The following is a 17,445-nucleotide window of genomic DNA, read 5'->3' as shown; positions in this document are numbered from 1 at the left end:
GGCCCCCCGGGGTACTCCCCGGGGGCCGCCGCTGTCTCTACGCGTACTCCGACAGCACCTGCCGGGTCTGCTCCGGGTCGAGCCGGGGATCGCACAGGGTCGTGTACGCCTCCGACGACAGGTCGTCCTCGGCCACCCCGTGCCCCACGCACTCCGTCACCGGGGACGCGGACGCCTCCAGGTGCACCCCGCCGGGCACCTGGCCCTGGGCGAGCAGCACCTCCCGGAACGCGGTCAGTTCCGCGACGATGTCGGGCAACAGCCGGGTCTTCACCCCGGAACCGGTCTTCACCGTGTTGCCGTGCATCGGATCGCACAGCCACACGACCTGGTGCCCGGCCCGCCGGACCGCGCGGAGCAGCGGCGGCAGGGCCTCGCGGAGGGCGCGCCCCATCCGCGAGATGAGCACCAGCCGGCCGGGCTCCCGGGCCGGGTCGAGGAGTTCGCACAGCTCCAGGAGTCCGGCGGGGGTCGCGGCCGGGCCCACCTTGCAGCCGACCGGGTTGAGCACCGAGGCCAGCAGGTGCACGTGCGCGGCGTCGGTCTGCCGGGTGCGTTCCCCGATCCAGGGCAGGTGGGTCGAGCCGAGGTAGGTGCCGTCCGGGGCGGGGCGCAGCATGGGGCCCTCGTAGTCCAGGACCAGGGCCTCGTGGCTCGACCAGGGGCCGGAGCCGTGCAGGGGATCGCGCTGGCTGCGGTGCTCGCGGACCATCCCCGTCACCTCGGCGCTGGCCTCGTACGCCCACAGGAGGCGGCGCGGGTCGTGCCGGCGGGCGGCGCGGGTCGGGATCTCCGAGTTCACCAGGTGGCCCCGGAAGGTGGGCAGCTCGACGCCCTCGTACACCTCCGTGGGTTCTGATCGGGGTTTGCCGAACTGGCCGCCGAGCCGGCCGATCCGCACCACGGGCTGGCCGGTGAGCTTCGCGAGGTGGTCGCCGAGGTCCTCCAGTACCCCGATCTTGGTCCTGGTCCGGGCCGGCGTGCACTCGTAGAAGTTCTCGGCGCAGTCGCCGATCTGGAGCACCTGCGCCTCGCCGGCCGCCACCTTGGCCAGGTCCCCGCGCAGCTCGGTGAGCTCCTCGGGGGTGACCAGCGGGGTGGCGGCGGCGAGGAACGCCCGGGTCCGGGGGTAGGCGGGGTGGTCGCGCCAGTCGGGTTGCTGCGCGGCGGGCAGCCGGTCCCAGGACAGTGCCGCGGTCACCGCAGGCTGCCCACGGGGCTCAGAGCTTCCACCACACGACGGGTACTCAACGTCACCGCGCACCTCCGCGCGGCGTAGTCCAGGGTCATCTTGTGGTCCGCCTCGGTGAAGTCCGCGATGGCGTCGGCCACCAGGAACGGCTCGATGTCCAGGGTGAACGCGTCGAGGGCGGTCTTGAGGATGCCGACGTGCGCGTAGACCCCGCAGATCAGGAGCTGGTCGCGGCCGCTGTCCCGGAGAATGGTCTCCAGGCGGGACCGGTGGAACGCGCTGTACCGCCACTTGGTCAGCACCGTGTCCTGCGGCCGGGGCGCGAGCTCCGGCACGATCCGGCGGGTGTCCGCGTCGGCGCTCATCCCGGGGCCCCAGATGTCGCGCAGCAGGCCGCGCTGTTCGGGGGTCATGGCGCCGGGCTGCGCGGTGTACACGATCGGGATGTTCTGTTCGACCGCCGCGTCCCGCAGCCGGGCGGCGTTGTTCACCAGCAGGCTGACCAGCTCGGAACCTGCCGGCAGGAAGTCCACGAAGTAGCGCTGCATGTCGTGGACGAGCAGGACGACGCGTTGCGGATCGGGCTGCCAGGGTGCGACGTTCTCGGGTAGCTCGGCCTCGCACGGCATGGCGTAGGGCACGATGGACGGAATTCCCATGATCTTCCCTTCTGCGGGTCGCGCGGTCAGACCCCGAGTGCGGCCCCGCCGTCGACGTAGAGGTCGTGCATGGTGATGTGCCGGGCCCGGTCGGAGACCAGGAAGAGCACCGCGTCGGCGATGTCCGCGGGGTCCGCGATCCGGCGCAGCGGAATGCCGATCTTGTAGGCGGTGGGCGAGCCCTCGATGACCATCCGCGCGCCGTCGGAGTCGGCCCACATGGACGTCTGCATGTCGGTGTACGTGGACCCGGGCGCGACCACGTTGCACCGCACCCCGTACTCGGCGAGCTCCAGCCCGAGGCACTTGGTGAACATGGTCGAGGCGGCCTTGGAGGCGGAGTACGCGCCCATGTTCATCCGGGGCACCCCGGCCGCGTTCGACGCGACGGTGACGATGACGCTCGACGGGTTGGTCCGCATCCGGCGCGCCACGGCCCGGGAGATGTAGAAGACGCCGTCGGTGTTCACGGAGAACACGGCGTCCCAGTCCTCGTCGGTCATGTCGACCACGGGACCGGTCCGCAGCACGCCCGCGACGTTGACCAGGATGTCGATCGGCCCGAGTTCGCGCTCGATCGTGGCCACGGTCTCGTCGACGGCCGCGCTGTCGCGCACGTCGGTCGGGAAGACGCTGAGCTTGTGCCCCGCGCCGGACTGCTCCAGCAGCCTCGACAGCTGGTCGGCGTTGTTGTCGACCGCCGCCACCGAGGCCTCGTTCTCCAGCAGCGCCGCGACGACGGCCCTGCCGATGCCCTGGGCCGCCCCCGTGACCATGGCGACCTTGCCACTGATGCCCAGTGAATCCATTACCCGTCCAGCCTTTCCGCGTCGTATCCGTACAGCCATTCCTGGCTGGTCAGCCCCCAGTTGGCGTCCATCGCGCCGTCCCGTTGGCGCTGCTGCTCGCCGTCGTCGTAGTGGTGGTTGCGGGTGTTGCTCTGTACCCACGCACGGACCGCGGCGATCCGGGGCCGCCGGTTGCGCTCGTAGCGGTCGAGGGCCTCGTCGAGGCCGGTGGGCGTCGCGTCCGTCAGGCACCGGGCCAGCGCCGCCGCGTCCTCGATGCCCTGGGCGGCGCCCTGCGCCCCGAACGGCAGCACCGGGTGCGCGGCGTCGCCGACCATGACGACCCGGCCGTCCCGCCACCGGCGCAGCGGGTCCCGGTCGTGCAGGGCCCACTTCTGGACGCTGTCGGCCGCCCGCAGCACACCGAGCACCTCGGGGTGCCAGCCCGCGTAGGCCTCCTCGAGCTCCTCGACCGAGCCCGACGCCTGCCAGGACTCGACCCGCCAACCCCCGGCCGGCGCGGTGGCCACGAAGCTGATCGTCCGGCCGCCGGCGATCGGATAGCAGACGACGTGCTGGCCGGGGCCGAACCACAGCAGGACCTTCGGCTCGTCCAGCAGGTGCGGCAACCGTTCGGCGGGTACCAGGCCCCGGTAGGCGGCGTGGCCGGAGAACCGGGGCTGGTCGGTGACGATCCGCGCCCTGAGCAGGGAGTGGATGCCGTCCGCCCCGACCACGAGATCGGCGGTGGTCGAGCGCCCGTCGGCGAACTCCAGCAGCACGTCCCCCTCGCGGTCGGTCACCGCGACGACCTGGCTGTCCAGAGTCACCGAGTCCGACGGCAGCAGGTCCAGGAGCGCCTGGTGCAGGTGCGCGCGGTGCACGGTGTAGTACGGCGCGCCGTACAGCTCCGCGCAGTCCGCGCCCAGGCCGTGCCGGAACAGGACCGCGTTGTCGTGGTAGCGGCGCATCTCCAGCGCCACCGGCTGCACGGCCACCTTGTCCAGGCGGTCGGCGAGGCCGAGGCGGTGCAGCAGGCGGCCCGCGTTGGGGGCGAGCTGGATGCCCGCGCCGACCTCGGCGAGCTCCGGCGCCTGCTCGTACACGTGTGCTTCGATGCCGTTGCGGTGCAGTGCCGCGGACAGGGTGAGTCCGGCGAGCCCGGCCCCGACGATGGCGATTCTCATGTCTTCCTCACTCAGTAGTAGAGGAGTGCCTTGTCCCAGTCCTCGTCCGCGCCGAACAGGCTGCGCGGTTTGACGACGTCGTGGATGCCGGTGAGCACCTGGCTCGGGACCAGGGTGCCCGGCGCCACCCCGGTGACCTGGCAGTTGACGGCCAGTTCGCGGCGGATGACCTCGGTGAGGGCGGACTCGGCGACGGCCCGGTGCGCGTCGGGCACCTCGATCTGGACCGTGAGCACGTCCCGGTCGGCGCGGGCCCGCCAGAAGAGGACCTCGTAGGAGGAGGGCAGCTCGAAGACCAGGTCCTCCAGGCGGGCCTGGGTGACGGTGCCGTCGCCGACCGGGTAGCCGAACGCCGACCGGCCGAGGACCCGGATGCTCGGCAGCACCCAACCGCACGGGCACTCCGCGTAGGAGACCTCGACGTTGTCCTCCAGGTTGTAGCGCAGGAGGGGCATGGCCTCGCGGTACAGCGGGGTGACGACGAGCTGGCCGCAGCCGTCCGGCGAGACGGTGCCGGTCAGCGGGTCGTACACCTCGAAGATCGCGCGGTCGGACCACAGGTGCATCCGGCCGTGCTCGCACTCCCCGGCGAGGCTGCCGGTCTCGGTGGAGCCGTACTCCTCGACCACCGGCACGCCCCAGATCTCGCTGATCCGGGCCCGCCGGGCGGCACTGAGGGGCTCGCCGCCGACGAACAGCGCCCGCAGCTTGGGGAAGTCGGTCTCGGGCCGGTGCCCGGCGGCGCGCGCGGCGGCGGCCCAGAGCAGCGTCTCGGTCGGCATCGACCAGCTGAGGGTCACCTCCAGGTCGTGCAGCACCCGGACGACCCGCGAGTAGGGCATCGCCAGGGACCGGTTGTCGCCGGGCACCACGGTCGCGCCCTGCAGCCGGGCGGCGGCGTGCGCGAGGTGCCCGGTGATCATGAGCGCGTAGGGCGTGCGGACCAGGAAGGTGTCGGCGGCGCTGATCCCGATCCACTTGCGGGCGTAGCGCTCGGCGAGGTCGGTCCAGTCGCCGGCCGTGTAGTACGACGGGGTCGGCTGCCCGGACGTGCCACTCGACTCGTGGTACGTGGCCAGCAGCGCCTTGTCCACCGCGAGCATCCCGAACGGGTACTGGTCGCGCATGTCCTGCTTGCTCGTGAACGCCAGGTCCTCGAACGCCGGCGGCGTGTCACCGAACCGGGCCCGGTAGAACGGCGAGCGGGTCGCCTGGGCCAGCGTGTGCGGGAGCTGCTTCTCCTGCAACGCGCGCAGCTCGTCGAGGCTGCGCCACTGACCGATCCGGGGTAGCGTGCTCATCTCTCTCCCAAAACTCGTAGCGCGTTGAGGCGGACCACCTTGTTCCAGGTCTCCTCGGGCAGGTCGAGGGTCCGGTACTTGGTGATCTCCACAGCCGGGTGCTGGTGCGGGTGCTCGGAACCGAACAGCACCCGGTCCGCGCCGAGCCTGGCCAGCGCGGCCTTCACGATGAAGCTGAACGTCCCCGAGGTCTCCGCGAGGATGTTGTGCTGCGGGGCGATCTGGTTGACCGCGTGCAGGTCCACGGCGAGGAATCCACAGTGGCCGAGGACGAACGTGATGTCGGGGAACCGTTTCGCGAGCTCCACCAGGTCGCCCGCGCCGAACCCGGGCTGGCCGAGCGAGACCGTGTAGACCGGGTGGCCGAACTCGCCCGCCACCCGGACGAGGTCGACCATCCGCTCGTCCGCGAACGGGATGCCGTGCACCGCGGGGGACAGTTCCAGGCCGCGGAACTCGGCGGCCCGCTCGCGGTAGACCTCGGCGGGGCGGTGCGGGTTGGCGAAGAAGAACGGGATCAGCCGGCCCGCCGAGCGCGCGCACGCCGCCAGGACGGCGTCGTTGTCCGCGTCGGAGTCGAACTGGCCACCCTCCACCAGCTGCCGCGCCAGCCGGTCGGGGTCGATGACCGCGCCCGCCGCGAGGACCGCCCGGTCGATGCCCAGTTCGGCCATCAGGGCGAGCTGCCGGTCGACGGCGTCGGGGCCCGGCATGAGCCTGGTGTGGAAGTCGAGGAAGGGTGGCCGGTCCATCCCTACTTCTCCAGCGAGAACTCGTTGATCGGGTACCCGACGTGCCGGTCCTCGGTCGGCAGGTACCCCCACACCTTGTCGCCGGGGCGCAGCTCGGTGCTGTTGAGCACCTTGTAGTCGTCGCCCTGGCCGCCGGGGCCGAGCACCCGCACGTGCCAGTCGTCCTGGAGGATCAGGTTCGCCGCGCGGCCGTCGGGGGCCACCGCGTCGATCGAGATCAGCGGCCGGGACTCGATCTTCACCCGGCCGACCGTGATCACCCGGGTCTCGCCCTTGGTGTTCACCGCGAGGACCTTGCTGCCGGCCTTCAGCTCGCTGAGGTAGTTGGTCCGGCCGGCCTTGCTCATCGTGTACGAGTGGATCGCGCCCGCGTTCACCCGGAACGGCCGGGTCGGCATGTACGGCAGCGGGTGCGTCTCGCTGACGCACAGGATCATGCCCTTGGAGTGCGAGCCGACGAGAATGCCCTCGTCCTCCCCGAAGTACGAGGTGGTGTCGACGCAGGCCCGCTCGCCCATCCCGATGTGCGCGGTCTCCAGCACGGTCAGCTCGACGAGCTCGACCGGCGCGGAGCGCTCCTCGGCGGCGGCCTTCAGCGCGGTGGTGTCGCCGACGTTCTTCGGGGCCATCGCCACGCCGTCGGAGCCGTGCTCCAGGACGATGAAGATGATCTCGGCCTCTTCGACGTCCGCCGCCTGGGTGATGATCTTGCCCTTGCCGGTGTCCTTGCCCGCGCCGGCCGCGGCGAGCACGATCTCCAGCGGGATCTTCGTCGGGTCGCGGAACAGCAGGTAGGACCACGTCTCGGTCCGGGCCGCCTCGCACGCCTGCTCCAGGGTCGGCGCGTCCACGATCTCCACGTACCGGCCGAACTCGACGCCCGGGAACTTCAGCGCCAGGGTCGCGGTGTCGCCGAACTTGTCGGTGTCCACGAGCACGACGTCCGCGCCGGCCAGGTCGGCGGGGATCGCGTTCTTCGGGAACAGCACCCGGGTCACGGTCGGCGGCAGGTTGGTCAGGTCGGCCAGGTCGTCGGCGATGATGCCGTCGACGCGCTGGTGCAGCGCCTCGGCGACGATGGCGTCCTTCAGGCCGTTGGTCGAGCGGATGTCCACCCAGCACAGCTTCATTGCGGAACCTCTCAGAGTCGGGGGTCGGTCAGCTAGCCAGCACGCTGATGCGGCCGGTGTGTCGCGCGTCCAGCACGGTCTCGCCGGGAATCTCGCCATGGATGAGGTCCGCCAGCTGCCGGGTCATGGCCCCCGGGTCGGTGGCCAGGAAGATGTTGCGGCCCATCGCCACGCCCGAGGCCCCGCCGCGCAGCGTCTCCGCCACGTACGCGAGCACGTCCGCAGGCTCGTCCCGGCGCGGACCGCCGGCCACGATCACCGGGACGGACGCGCCCCGGACCACGTCGCGCATCTCGGCCTCGGAGCCGACGTAGAGCGTCTTGACGACGTCCGCGCCGAGGTCGGCGGCGACCGTGACCGCGTGCGCGACCAGGGCGGGGTCGTTCGGGTTGGTGATCTTCGGGCCGCGCGGGTAGATCATCACCAGCAGGGGCACGTTCCACCGGTCGCAGGCGTCGGCGACCAGCGCCAGGTCCGCGATCTGCTCGCGCTCGTCCTCCGAGCCGATGTTGACGTGCACACTGACCGCGTCCGCGCCCAGCCGCAGCGACTCCTCGACACTGGCGACCAGGTACTTCGAGTTCGGGTTCGGCGCGTGCACCGTACTCGCGCTCAGGTGCACGATCAGCGCCGTGTGCGCGAACCAGTGCGGACTCACGTGCCTCAGGACGCCCTTGTGCAGGACGACCGCGTCGGCTCCGTTCGTGGCGAGCTGTCCGACGAGCCCGTCGATGTCCAACCCGATGGGTCCATCGGTGACGGAGTGATCCAGCGGAACGACAAGTAGACGTTGACCAGGATGGCGAAACAACCTGCCCAGTCGGGTCTGCCTCCCGAATGATTGATTGGCGAACATGTTCATTCCTCCTCAGGCTGCCGTCATCGAGTCGGCCACCACTGCGGCGGTCTCCAGGTCGAATTCGCGGTGCAGTACGGCCACCGCGTGGGCTCCGTGTCCGCGCTCGATGACCGCCGAGACGCGCAACTGCGACGTGGAGATCCAGCTGGTGTAGATGCCCTCGGCGGCGAGCGTCGAGATCATCCGGGCCGCGTACTCCGGCCGGTTCAGCAGGCCCATGCCGACCAGCGAGATCTTGGCCACGTCGCGGTCGACCCGGACCTGGCCCTCGTCCTCCGGGAAGGCGTCGCCGAGCACGGCGAGCACCTCCGGGATGTCGCCGAGCCGGGCCGTGAAGCCCATCCGGAACTCGTCCTCGGACGGGCCGGACCGGGCCACCAGGTCCACGGGGATCGACCGCGAGCCCAGGGCCGACAGGATGTCCGCCGCGAGGTCCCTGCGCGCCCGGACCAGTACCCGCGCGACATCGAAGTCGTGGGTCACGGCCACCACGGCGCCGTCGCTCTCCAGCATCGCGTCGTTGCTCCCCTCAAAGACCCGGGTGCCCGCCCCCGGCGCGAACGAACTGAGAACCTGCAGCTCCATGCCCCGCATGGCGGCGAGCTCCACCGCGCGGGAGTGCAGCACCCGGGCCCCGGCGAAGGCCATCTCCGCCATCAGCCGGACGTCGACCTCGGGCATGGGGCGCGCGGTGGGCACGAGCCGCGGGTCGGCGGTGTACACGCCGTCCACGTCCGTGTAGATCAGGCACCGGCTCGCGTCGAGCGCCGCGGCCAGCGCGACGGCCGTGGTGTCCGAGCCGCCCCGGCCGAGGGTGACCATGTCGCCCTCGGCGTTGGTGCCCTGGAAGCCGCTGACGACCACGACGTTGCCGGCCTCCAGCAGGGCGAGGATCCGCTTCGGGTCGATGCTGGAGATGACGCCGCCGCCGTACTTGCCGGCGACCTCGATGCCGGCCTGCGCCCCGGTCAGGGACACGGCCGGCACGCCCAGCCGTTCGATCGCCATCGCGGTCAGGGCGGACGAGACGACCTCCCCGGTGACGAGGAGCTGGTCGATCTCCCGGGTGGTCCGGTCCGAGAAGTCCTCGCCGCCGAACTCGCCCGCCAATGCGAGGAGTTCGTCGGTGGAATCGCCGCGTGCCGACACCACGACGACAGTGGCCCGACCTGACCGATGAGTTTCCGCCGCGTAATTCGCGACCCGCCAGATCCGTTCGACACTCGCGAGAGAACTACCGCCGAACTTCTGCACCACGATGTCCATCGGAACAACCACTCCTTTCCGTTGTCGTATCGAAGTCTCGCTGTCCCCGGCGGGCCGCTACATCACTTGTTCGCGCGATCCCTAGAGGACGAAACGCGCGTCCTCGACAGCGTCGGCACCGGCCATCCACTCGGTGTCCCAGGACATTTCCCAGGCCTCGTCCGCACCGGCGAGAACCATGTCCTTCGGGGCCCACGAGCGGGCGACGACGTACTTGAGGCCCTTGGCCCTGGCGCCGGGAAAGATGAGCACCATGTCCTCGGATCCCTCCGTGGCACCGGAAACCGGCTCCAGCGGGACCCTGACGAGGCCGTGACCGGCCCACTCGGCGCTCTCGTACCCGTCGATGATCGGAGCCATCTGGCATTCAGGCGTAATGTCAGTCATGTCTTTGTTTTCCCCTCGCCGAATATCGGCACCCCGGGCGGCTCCCCCATCGAGACCGCTCCTGTTACGGGCCAGCGTGCGGGTCGGGCTTCCTAAATGGATTCCGAATGGTTACCACTCGCCGCGGGCGCGCTTCGGTAACTGTTCGGTGTGTTTTCTGTTTCCGGCTCGGGTCGAAATCCGCACCTGTACAAATCGGGACTGCGGGATCTAGTACCACGAAATGCGTTTCGAAATCCGGTGTCCGGTCCGAGATTCCCCCCAAACTGTCCGACCTTTACGGGCGAATCGGAAGAGTCATGATCCAGACAGGACAAGCTGACCGGCGAACAAGGACAAGTGGGCGGCCGAGCGATTTGGGCAGAGCGTTATAGATTTCGATGCTTCATTCGGTTACACAGTCCTCGTAACACGGTCCTATAGTGGGCAGGTGACACAGGCCGACGCGGGGACTGGCCTCACCTTCCGGATCTTGGGTCCGCTCGAGGTGTGGTCGGACGGAGCGCGGCTGGCCGTCGGCGGGGTCCGGCAGGAACGCGTGCTCGGCATGCTCCTGCTGGCCGCCAACCAGGTCGTCCCGCTCCCCCGGCTCGTCGAGGCCGCCTGGGAGGACGATCCGCCGCCCACCGCCTCGCACCAGGTCCGCAAGATGGTCGCCGACCTCCGGCGCCGCCTCGGGACGGGCTCCGAACTGATCTCCACCGACGGCCCCGGCTACCGGATCGACGTCGACGTCGAACAACTCGACCTCCGGCTGTTCGAGGTGCGACTCACCCGGGCGCGGGAGGCGGACGCGGCGGGCCTGCCGCACAACACCGTCGTCCAGCTCCAGGCCGCGCTCGACCTGTGGCGCGGCAAGGCGCTCAGCGGCCTCGACAGCGCCGCGATCATGTCGGCGGCGGCCGTCCTCGAGGAACGCCGGCTCGCCGCCACCGAACACCTGATGGACCTGCGGCTCGCGATGGGCGAGGCCCGCGAACTCGTCAGCGAACTCCGCGCCCTGCTCAGCGAGCACCCGCTCCGCGAGGCCCTGCGCGGCCACCTGATGCTCGCGCTGTACCGGTCGGGCCGCCAGGCAGACGCCCTGCACCTGTACGAGGAGACCCGGCACCTGCTCGCCGAGGAGCTGGGCATCGACCCCGGCACCGAACTCGTCAAGCTGCACGAGCGCATCCTCCGCAACAGCTCCGACCTCGACCCGCCCGCACAACCGGCCCCCGCCGCCGCCGTCGACGCGCCGCCCGTGGTCCGCCCCAACTCCCTGCCGTACGACGTCCCCGACTTCACCGGCCGGGGCGAGGAGGTCGACCGGCTGCTCGCCGGGGCCGCCGAGGCGGGGCTGTCCCTGTTCGTCATCGACGGCATGCCCGGGGTCGGCAAGACCGCGCTCGCCGTGCACGTGGCGCACCGGGCCGCCGAGCAGTACCCGGACGGCCAGGTCTTCATCGACCTGCACGGCTTCACCCCCGGCCGCGAGCCTCTGGAGCCCTGCGAGGCGCTGGAGGTGATGCTGCGCGCGATGGGCGTCCCCGGCGACCAGCTGCCCGACGACCTGGAGGGCCGGGCCGCGCGCTGGCGGGTCCAGGTGGCCGGCCGCCGGCTCGTCGTCGTGCTGGACAACGCCGCGGAGTACGCGCAGATCCGGCCGCTGCTCCCCGGTACCCCCGGCTGCATGGTCCTCGTGACCAGCCGCGCCCGCCTCGCCGGCCTCGACGGCGCGACCCCGCTGTCCGTGGACGTGCTGTCCCAGGCCGAGTCGCTCGCCCTGTTCACCCGGGTGCTCGGCCGCGACCTGGCCCCGGGCGAACACGACGCCGCCGCCGACCTGATCGAGGTGTGCGGCCGGCTGCCCCTCGCCCTGCGGATCGCCGCCGCCCGCTGCCAGAACCGCCCGCAGTGGACGGTCAACTACCTCCTCGAACGACTGCGCGCCGAGGACCGCCAACTCGGCGAGCTCGTCATCGGCGACCGCAGCGTGGCCTCGGCCATCTCGCTGTCCTACCGGTTCCTCGGCCCCGACCACCGGCGGCTCTTCCGGCTGCTCGGCCTGCACACGGGCACCGACTTCGACCTGTACGCGGCGGCGGCGCTGGCCGACCTGCCCGCGGCTGCGGTCGAGGCACAGTTGGAGGACCTGCTCGACGCGCACCTGCTCACCCAACGGGTGCTCGACCGGTACACCTTCCACGACCTGGTCCGGCGGTACGCGCAGATCACCGTCCAGGCCGAGGAGTCCGACACCGAACGCCGGCACGCCGTGCACCGGCTCCTCGACTACTACCTGCACACCGCCCACCGCGCCGCCGACCTGCTCCAGCCGGGCCGCTCCCAGATCGAGCTGGGCCTGACCTATCCCCCCGCCACGGCCCCGGCGGTCAGCGACTTCACGGCCAGCCTCACCTGGTTCGACGCCGAACGGGCCAACCTGATCGCGGCGGTCCGCCGGGCCGACCGGCTCGGCATGGACCAGCACGCATGCCACCTGCCCCGCGACCTGAGCTTCTACCTGCTCTGGCGCGGCCACATCCACGACGAGATGGCCATGCTGCACACCGCCGTGGAGGCCGCCCGCCGGCTGGGCGACCACGACGCCGAACGCCGCAGCCTGCTCAACCTGTCCCTGCCCTACTGGCACGTCGGCCGACTCCGCGAGGCCGTGGACTACGCCAGCCAGAGCCACGTCCTCGCCACGAAGATCGGCGACCTGTCCGGCGAGGGCGCCGGCCTGAACCGAATGGGCTCCTACTACGGCGAACTCGGCCAGTTCACCGAGGCGATGCGCTGCTACGAACGCGCCCTGGAGATCCACCAGCTCTGCGGTGACCGCCGCGACGAGGCCTCCGCCCTGATCGGCCTCAGCTACGTGCTGGCCACCATCGGCCGCAACGACGAGGCCATCGCCACCGCCCAACGCGGCGTCACCATCGAACGCGAACTCGGCAGCCAGATCGTCGAACTCACCGGCCTGATGAACGAGGCCCTCGGCCACGCCGGCCTGGGCGACCTGCCCACGGCCTTCCGGCTGCTCGACCGCACGATGGTGATGGCCAAGGACATCGGCGCACCCGGCCGCCGGGCGATCATCCTCGCCCACTACGCGGAGTTCCACCGCCGCCAGGGCGCCCTGGACCGCGCGGAGGACTGCGGCCGCCAGGCTCTCGAACTGCTCTGGGCGCTGCGCCGGCCGGCGATCGGCGCCATGGTGGAGAACATCCTCGGCGCGGTACACCGGGACCGGGGCGAACACGTCCAGGCCCTGAAGCGCCACCAGCAGGCCTTCGACATGGCCCGCGAGATCGACGCCCGCCTGGAGATCGCCAAGGCCCTCGACGGCCTCGCGCTCGCCTGCCGCAACCTCGACCGGCCCGACGAGGCGGCCCTGCACGCCCGCACCGCAGCGGACCACTACGACGCCATGGGAATTCCCGCCCCGGATACTCTCAACACCATCATGGACACTGTTCGGCCCACGTAAAGGCATATCGCCTTTTCGGTCAATGTGCAGACAGGGATGCGACAGTTTCCAGCCTTGATCGCGCCCTAGTCTCGAAGTGAAAGCCCCCCGCACGCACGCCCCCGGCGGACCTGACTAGCTCTTACCCAGTGGAAGTATCGGTAAGGGACCCGCTTGGTATCACGACCCGCGATTGTCATTGGCGTCGGTAAATGGCCTTCTTGGAAAGGGGACCAGGGCATGCGTAAGCGCCTGTTCCTGATCGTGCTCGTCGCGGGCTTCCTCACCGCCCTCCTCGGGCTGGAAGCACTCACCCACAACCCGCGCTCCACCAGCGCGAACGTCGAGGCGGACGGCTTCCCGCAGCCCGACGTGATCGCTTGTAAGAACAACCCGCGCCTCCCTGGTTGCCCGACCAACCCGAATACACAGCCGTCCGGCTGATCTCCGGATCTGGGGGAGTTCGAAGAGAACAGCAGCGGCGGTCCGTAACTGGTGAGAAGTCACCGTTACGGCCGCTTTTGTTTTGCCCACCGATCAATCCAATTCATTCCATTGGGTACGAACGCGGCACAGCCAAGATGAATGGGGGTCGGGACTTTCGCAGTCGCATGACAATAACCCGGGAGGGGGGTTCATGGGATGAATGAAAAGCCTTCGATCCGGTAAGGCTCCGAACACACGCTCGTCGTCGCGGACGCGGTCTGTCCTTTGTCGAACAGGGCTGCGCGCGTAGCATGGGGTACACGTGTACCCATGGGAGGCCGCCATGTCATCGTCATCGATCAGCCCCGGCGACCGGGTCCGCGCCCACCGCAAGGCCCGCGGACTGTCCCAGTCGGATCTCGCCGCCCAGTCCGGCCTGTCGGTGACGACCGTCAAGTTCATCGAGAACGGCAAACGGTCGCTGACTCTCAGCGCGGCGCAGAAGCTCGCTCCCGCCCTGCGCATCGACGACCTCGCGGAACTCCTCGGCCCCCAGGTCGGCCACCTGCCGATGACCGGGCGCCTGACCCACCCGAGCATCCCGGCCGTGCGACGCGCGCTGACGAACTGGTCCCTCACCATCTCCGGCGAACCCCAGTCCGTGGAGTACCTGCGCGCGATGGTCGACGCGGCGTGGAACCTCTGGCACACCTCCCAGTCCCAGCGGACCGAGGTCGGCGAGATCCTGCCGGACCTGTTGGAGCAACTCCAACTCGCGGCCCGCCTGCACGCCGGCCAGGAACGCCGACAGGTCCTCACACTGCTCGCGCAGGCCTACCACCAGGCCCAGGCGTACCTGGCCTGGCACGGCGACCGGGAACTCGTATGGCTCTCGGCCGACCGGGCAATGTCAGCCGCACTCGAGACGGACGATCCGGTGACCATCGCCGGCTCGGTCTGGTACTCGGCGCACCTCCTTCGGGCCACCGGCCGCTCCGACGAGGCGGTCGCCCGACTCCGCGAAGCCCTCGACCTGATCCAGCCCCTGGTCGAGGCTGGTCCGCGCAGCGACGCCCCAGGGCACGTCGCGTCGCATACCGAGTCCGTCGCGATGTTGGCCGATCTGCACCTGTGCGGGGCGTTGACCCGGGCCAGGGCCGGCGACCAGGCCGCCTGGGCCGAATGGGGCAAGGCGCACCGGATCGTCACGACGATGCTCCCGAAGGGCTACGCGCACCCGTGGACGAAGGTCGGCACGGTCCGCACCGAGGTGTACGGCGTGATGTGCGCGGTCGAACTCGGCGACACCACGTCGGCGACCAGGCACGCCGAGGCCCTGGACCCGGCGACCATCCACTCCACTGAGCACCGCGCCCGCCACTTGCTGGAACTCGCCCGCCTCGCGGATCTGGAAGGCTCCCGGGAGGGCGTGCTGCACCTGCTCAGCCAAGCCGCGCACGTCTCCGCCGAGGTGGTGTCCTTCAGCCCGGTCGGCAGGGACATGGTCCGCCGGGCCGTCGAGACAGCACCCGCGTACCTGCGCGCGTCCGCCGTGGCCCTCGCCGGCAAGGTCGCAATCGTCCTCGATTAGGGGTACATGGCGTACCTCGGCACTTGGTGTACCCGGGATCCCGTTCGTCGCGTCTTAGCGTGACTGCGGAAACACCTACGGCTGTTGGGCGGGACACCCGTCGCTCGCCGTAGGTGTCTCGGCGGCCCGCTCCGAGGAGGTCGGGCCGTCGGCGCGGCGGGTATCGCCGCGCCCCTCCATACCAGCCTGGAGGAGGCCCACTGTGCACCGTTCCGCTCGACTCGCACTGCCTGGCGAGTTTCCGCCGCCGTATACCCGCGGTTGGCGTCCACTGCCCCTCGGCACATTCCGATGACCTGCCGACCGACGTCCCGGTGGATCCGGACCGGTTGACTCCGCTGGCGACGCCGCCCTTTTGACGAGGTCACCTGTGTGGTGCACGGCCAGATCTGGTCTCACCACTCCCCCGAACGGCCGTAGACCCCCGGCCGGGTGGCGTGGCGGTCACCCGTCGCCCGGCCGGGTCAGTCACCCGAGGGCCGTCGTTTCCAGCCGGCGGCCCTCGGGCTCCCACGAAAGGAACGTCATGTCCCACTCCCACAGCACGCCGGGCGAGATTCTGCCGGCACCGCTCGGGATCCTCGACACCACCGGCCAGGACCGACACGCCCTCGGGAGGTGTGCGCTGATCGGGGTGTGCCTCGCCCGGGCAGACGACCCGTCGCCCATCGCGGCGTGGCTCATCCCGGGCCAGAACTACCGGCTCGAATCCCAGGGCGCGGTCTGGCGGGTAACCGGGCCGGCGGAGCTGGCGACGACCCTGCACCACCTCGTCGACCGGCACGGACACATCACCGGCCACATGCCCACCGAGGACGGCGGCGGCGGGGTGACCCTCCTCCACGGCCGCGCCTACATACTGCGGCACTCGCTCGTCCTGACCGACTACGACGGTGAGATCGACCGCTGGGAGCTACACCCCGGCTAAGTTCGGCAACCGGTGGCTTCACCCGGCGACGTTGATGGTCGGTCGCGGACCTCGGGTGAAGCCGCCTCTCTGGATCTGCCTCGCGCTTCAGAGCCATAACCCGTCAGGCGAGGTTGGATACACCCAACTCGGTCCTAGCCGCCTTGAGAAACGGGTCTCTCTTTTCCCCGATGTAGGGCCACACTTCGACGCCTTTGGGCATCTTGCCGTAGGTGGCCTTCATCAGACGATCCGCCAACTCATAGGCTGGGCCTCGAAGCTCACGACTACCCACGATATCGATGCATTTCTGTCGATACCACATCTCATGTGTGAGATCCGGCGAGCCTTCCACGAATCTATTGTCGTTCTGATACCGACGCTCAGCGACGCGTTCCACCCGCTGGACGATGTCGAGGAAAGCCAGAATCGCTTCCTTGCGTTCAGCCCGAAGCGCTGCGGCAGCGTTGGCCCGGGCCTGCTTCTTGGTCTCACGCGTAGCCAGGAACTGACCGACCAGAGTGCCTGCTGAACCGAGCGCAACTCCGATGAGCGGAAGCACAGTCGCCATGACCCCAGTTGACACCAACGAACTCCCTCGAATGATTCGTGGCAGTCAACCCCCGTTCGACCGCAGAGCGGACAACGCTACGGAGCGACAACCTTCGGCGCCGCCTTCGGGCGCCTTTCTGACACCGGAAGACCGAACGTGCCGGTTGCCTTCTTCCTGGCCAACCGCTGTCCGCAAGGCCGAGTACACCCGAAGCGTCCTCGCCTTAGACACCCAGCGAGGGGCCATGTCATCACCTCAAGGCTCATGTTCTTTGGGCGGCGCCTGGGTCGGCGTCATGTCGTATCGCCAGCTGCCGCAGCCAGCCACCGCGACCGAGGGCCTGCCAGCTGAGGCGGAAGCCGCAGCGTTCCAACAGAGTCGCGACCTCCTCTGGCGCGTACCGGGCAATGAACTGAGTGTGGTCGCCGTCGGTCTCCCAGCCTTCGCCTGCGCCTGCGCAGACAACCAACGCGAGGACACCGCCGGGCAGCAGGACCCGCGCGACCTCCACCAGCGCGGGCTCGATCAGGGTTCTGGGCAGATGCTGCATGACGGCCACCGACCACACCGCGGTGAAGGTCTCGGCAGTGAACGGCAGATGGAGCAGGTCCGCACACAGGAGCGACCCCGCCGAACGCCGTGCGGCCTGAGCCAGCATCCCCGCCGAGATGTCCACCCCGACCGCGCGAGCGCCTCGGGCATGCCAGGCGGCCAGGTCCCGGCCGGCGCCGCAACCGTGGTCGAGCAGCAGGCCGTCGGCTCCGCCGGCTGCGGCGACGTCGTCCATCATCGCCGCGATCGGCGGCGGCGCGACGGCCCTGACTGCGGCGTACTCCCCGGCGACGCGGTCATAGATCGACTGAACGCGATGGGTGATGGAATGCACCCAGCGACTCTAATCGATCATGAAGCCTGCCGTGGTGCCCGAAGTAGAGGCCGATATTCCGCGTAGAACGAGTCCAGCCGTCGAGCCTGGCCGCCACGCAAAAGGAC

16 protein-coding genes are annotated in these 17,445 nt (G+C 70.0%); 4 read left to right on the top strand and 12 right to left on the bottom strand.

Going from position 1 to position 17,445, the window contains the following annotated elements:
* Positions 1-37: 37 nt before the first annotated feature.
* The 10 genes from PT931_RS06290 to PT931_RS06245 form a co-directional block, all read right to left on the bottom strand.
* Complete coding sequence (locus PT931_RS06290; protein WP_456244723.1) at positions 38-1,201, bottom strand: 3-deoxy-7-phosphoheptulonate synthase; 1,164 nt, start codon at positions 1,199-1,201, stop codon at positions 38-40.
* Complete coding sequence (locus tag PT931_RS06285) at positions 1,198-1,851, bottom strand: isochorismatase family protein (RefSeq protein ID WP_456244722.1); 654 nt, start codon at positions 1,849-1,851, stop codon at positions 1,198-1,200. Before PT931_RS06285 ends, PT931_RS06290 begins: the two co-directional genes overlap by 4 nt.
* A 26-nt stretch (positions 1,852-1,877) precedes the next feature.
* A complete protein-coding gene (locus PT931_RS06280) occupies positions 1,878-2,660 on the bottom strand; it encodes a 2,3-dihydro-2,3-dihydroxybenzoate dehydrogenase (RefSeq protein ID WP_456244721.1) in 783 nt (260 codons plus the stop codon).
* On the bottom strand, positions 2,660-3,826 hold the full coding sequence (locus PT931_RS06275; RefSeq protein WP_456244720.1) for an FAD-dependent monooxygenase: 1,167 nt from the start codon (positions 3,824-3,826) through the stop codon (positions 2,660-2,662). Before PT931_RS06275 ends, PT931_RS06280 begins: the two co-directional genes overlap by 1 nt.
* An 11-nt stretch (positions 3,827-3,837) precedes the next feature.
* Positions 3,838-5,127, bottom strand: a complete 1,290-nt coding sequence (locus PT931_RS06270) for a phenylacetate--CoA ligase family protein (RefSeq protein ID WP_456244719.1) — start codon at positions 5,125-5,127, stop codon at positions 3,838-3,840.
* On the bottom strand, positions 5,124-5,879 hold the full coding sequence (locus tag PT931_RS06265; RefSeq protein ID WP_456244718.1) for an amidohydrolase family protein: 756 nt from the start codon (positions 5,877-5,879) through the stop codon (positions 5,124-5,126). The genes PT931_RS06270 and PT931_RS06265 overlap by 4 nt, the downstream gene beginning before the upstream one ends.
* Positions 5,880-5,881: 2 nt before the next feature.
* Positions 5,882-7,009: a 3-dehydroquinate synthase II family protein gene (locus PT931_RS06260; RefSeq protein WP_456244717.1), complete on the bottom strand. Its 1,128-nt coding sequence runs from the start codon at positions 7,007-7,009 to the stop codon at positions 5,882-5,884.
* Between the two features lie 28 nt (positions 7,010-7,037).
* Positions 7,038-7,865: a 2-amino-3,7-dideoxy-D-threo-hept-6-ulosonate synthase gene (locus PT931_RS06255; protein WP_456244716.1), complete on the bottom strand. Its 828-nt coding sequence runs from the start codon at positions 7,863-7,865 to the stop codon at positions 7,038-7,040.
* 12 nt (positions 7,866-7,877) lie between these two features.
* Positions 7,878-9,134, bottom strand: coding sequence for an aspartate kinase (locus PT931_RS06250; RefSeq protein WP_456244715.1), 1,257 nt, complete (start codon positions 9,132-9,134; stop codon positions 7,878-7,880).
* Between the two features lie 81 nt (positions 9,135-9,215).
* Complete coding sequence (locus tag PT931_RS06245) at positions 9,216-9,494, bottom strand: hypothetical protein (protein ID WP_456244714.1); 279 nt, start codon at positions 9,492-9,494, stop codon at positions 9,216-9,218.
* A gap of 457 nt (positions 9,495-9,951) precedes the next feature.
* Between PT931_RS06245 and PT931_RS06240 the strand changes: the two genes are divergently transcribed.
* The 4 genes from PT931_RS06240 to PT931_RS06225 all read left to right on the top strand — a co-directional run bounded on the left by PT931_RS06240 (position 9,952) and on the right by PT931_RS06225 (position 15,920).
* On the top strand, positions 9,952-12,996 hold the full coding sequence (locus PT931_RS06240; RefSeq protein WP_456244713.1) for an AfsR/SARP family transcriptional regulator: 3,045 nt from the start codon (positions 9,952-9,954) through the stop codon (positions 12,994-12,996).
* Positions 12,997-13,215: 219 nt separating this feature from the next.
* Complete coding sequence (locus PT931_RS06235; protein WP_363725077.1) at positions 13,216-13,419, top strand: hypothetical protein; 204 nt, start codon at positions 13,216-13,218, stop codon at positions 13,417-13,419.
* A 325-nt stretch (positions 13,420-13,744) separates the two neighbouring features.
* Positions 13,745-14,992 carry a helix-turn-helix domain-containing protein gene (locus PT931_RS06230; RefSeq protein WP_456244712.1) on the top strand — a complete coding sequence of 416 codons (1,248 nt, stop codon included), beginning with the start codon at positions 13,745-13,747 and terminating at the stop codon, positions 14,990-14,992.
* A gap of 526 nt (positions 14,993-15,518) precedes the next feature.
* On the top strand, positions 15,519-15,920 hold the full coding sequence (locus PT931_RS06225) for a hypothetical protein (protein WP_456244711.1): 402 nt from the start codon (positions 15,519-15,521) through the stop codon (positions 15,918-15,920).
* Between the two features lie 103 nt (positions 15,921-16,023).
* On the opposite strand, the gene PT931_RS06220 is transcribed toward PT931_RS06225, so the two are convergent.
* Together PT931_RS06220 and PT931_RS06215 are read right to left on the bottom strand one after the other, a co-directional pair.
* Positions 16,024-16,470, bottom strand: a complete 447-nt coding sequence (locus PT931_RS06220; RefSeq protein ID WP_456244710.1) for a hypothetical protein — start codon at positions 16,468-16,470, stop codon at positions 16,024-16,026.
* 244 nt (positions 16,471-16,714) lie between these two features.
* Positions 16,715-17,338, bottom strand: coding sequence for a class I SAM-dependent methyltransferase (locus PT931_RS06215; RefSeq protein ID WP_456244709.1), 624 nt, complete (start codon positions 17,336-17,338; stop codon positions 16,715-16,717).
* Positions 17,339-17,445: the final 107 nt, after the last annotated feature.

The sequence above is a fragment of the Longispora urticae genome, assembly GCF_053902585.1.
Note: the sequence above shows the minus strand (reverse complement) of the source record. Positions and strands in the feature narration are given on the sequence as shown.

Bases quoted from the DNA above. Each gene is read 5' to 3' on its own strand.
- PT931_RS06285 (WP_456244722.1), bottom strand. From the start codon at position 1,851: ATGGGAATTCCGTCCATCGTGCCCTACGCCATGCCGTGCGAGGCCGAG.
- PT931_RS06280 (WP_456244721.1), bottom strand. From the start codon at position 2,660: ATGGATTCACTGGGCATCAGTGGCAAGGTCGCCATGGTCACGGGGGCG.
- PT931_RS06275 (WP_456244720.1), bottom strand. From the start codon at position 3,826: ATGAGAATCGCCATCGTCGGGGCCGGGCTCGCCGGACTCACCCTGTCC.
- PT931_RS06270 (WP_456244719.1), bottom strand. From the start codon at position 5,127: ATGAGCACGCTACCCCGGATCGGTCAGTGGCGCAGCCTCGACGAGCTG.
- PT931_RS06265 (WP_456244718.1), bottom strand. From the start codon at position 5,879: ATGGACCGGCCACCCTTCCTCGACTTCCACACCAGGCTCATGCCGGGC.
- PT931_RS06260 (WP_456244717.1), bottom strand. From the start codon at position 7,009: ATGAAGCTGTGCTGGGTGGACATCCGCTCGACCAACGGCCTGAAGGAC.
- PT931_RS06255 (WP_456244716.1), bottom strand. From the start codon at position 7,865: ATGTTCGCCAATCAATCATTCGGGAGGCAGACCCGACTGGGCAGGTTG.
- PT931_RS06250 (WP_456244715.1), bottom strand. From the start codon at position 9,134: ATGGACATCGTGGTGCAGAAGTTCGGCGGTAGTTCTCTCGCGAGTGTC.
- PT931_RS06245 (WP_456244714.1), bottom strand. From the start codon at position 9,494: ATGGCTCCGATCATCGACGGGTACGAGAGCGCCGAGTGGGCCGGTCAC.
- PT931_RS06235 (WP_363725077.1), top strand. From the start codon at position 13,216: ATGCGTAAGCGCCTGTTCCTGATCGTGCTCGTCGCGGGCTTCCTCACC.
- PT931_RS06230 (WP_456244712.1), top strand. From the start codon at position 13,745: ATGTCATCGTCATCGATCAGCCCCGGCGACCGGGTCCGCGCCCACCGC.
- PT931_RS06225 (WP_456244711.1), top strand. From the start codon at position 15,519: ATGTCCCACTCCCACAGCACGCCGGGCGAGATTCTGCCGGCACCGCTC.
- PT931_RS06220 (WP_456244710.1), bottom strand. From the start codon at position 16,470: ATGGCGACTGTGCTTCCGCTCATCGGAGTTGCGCTCGGTTCAGCAGGC.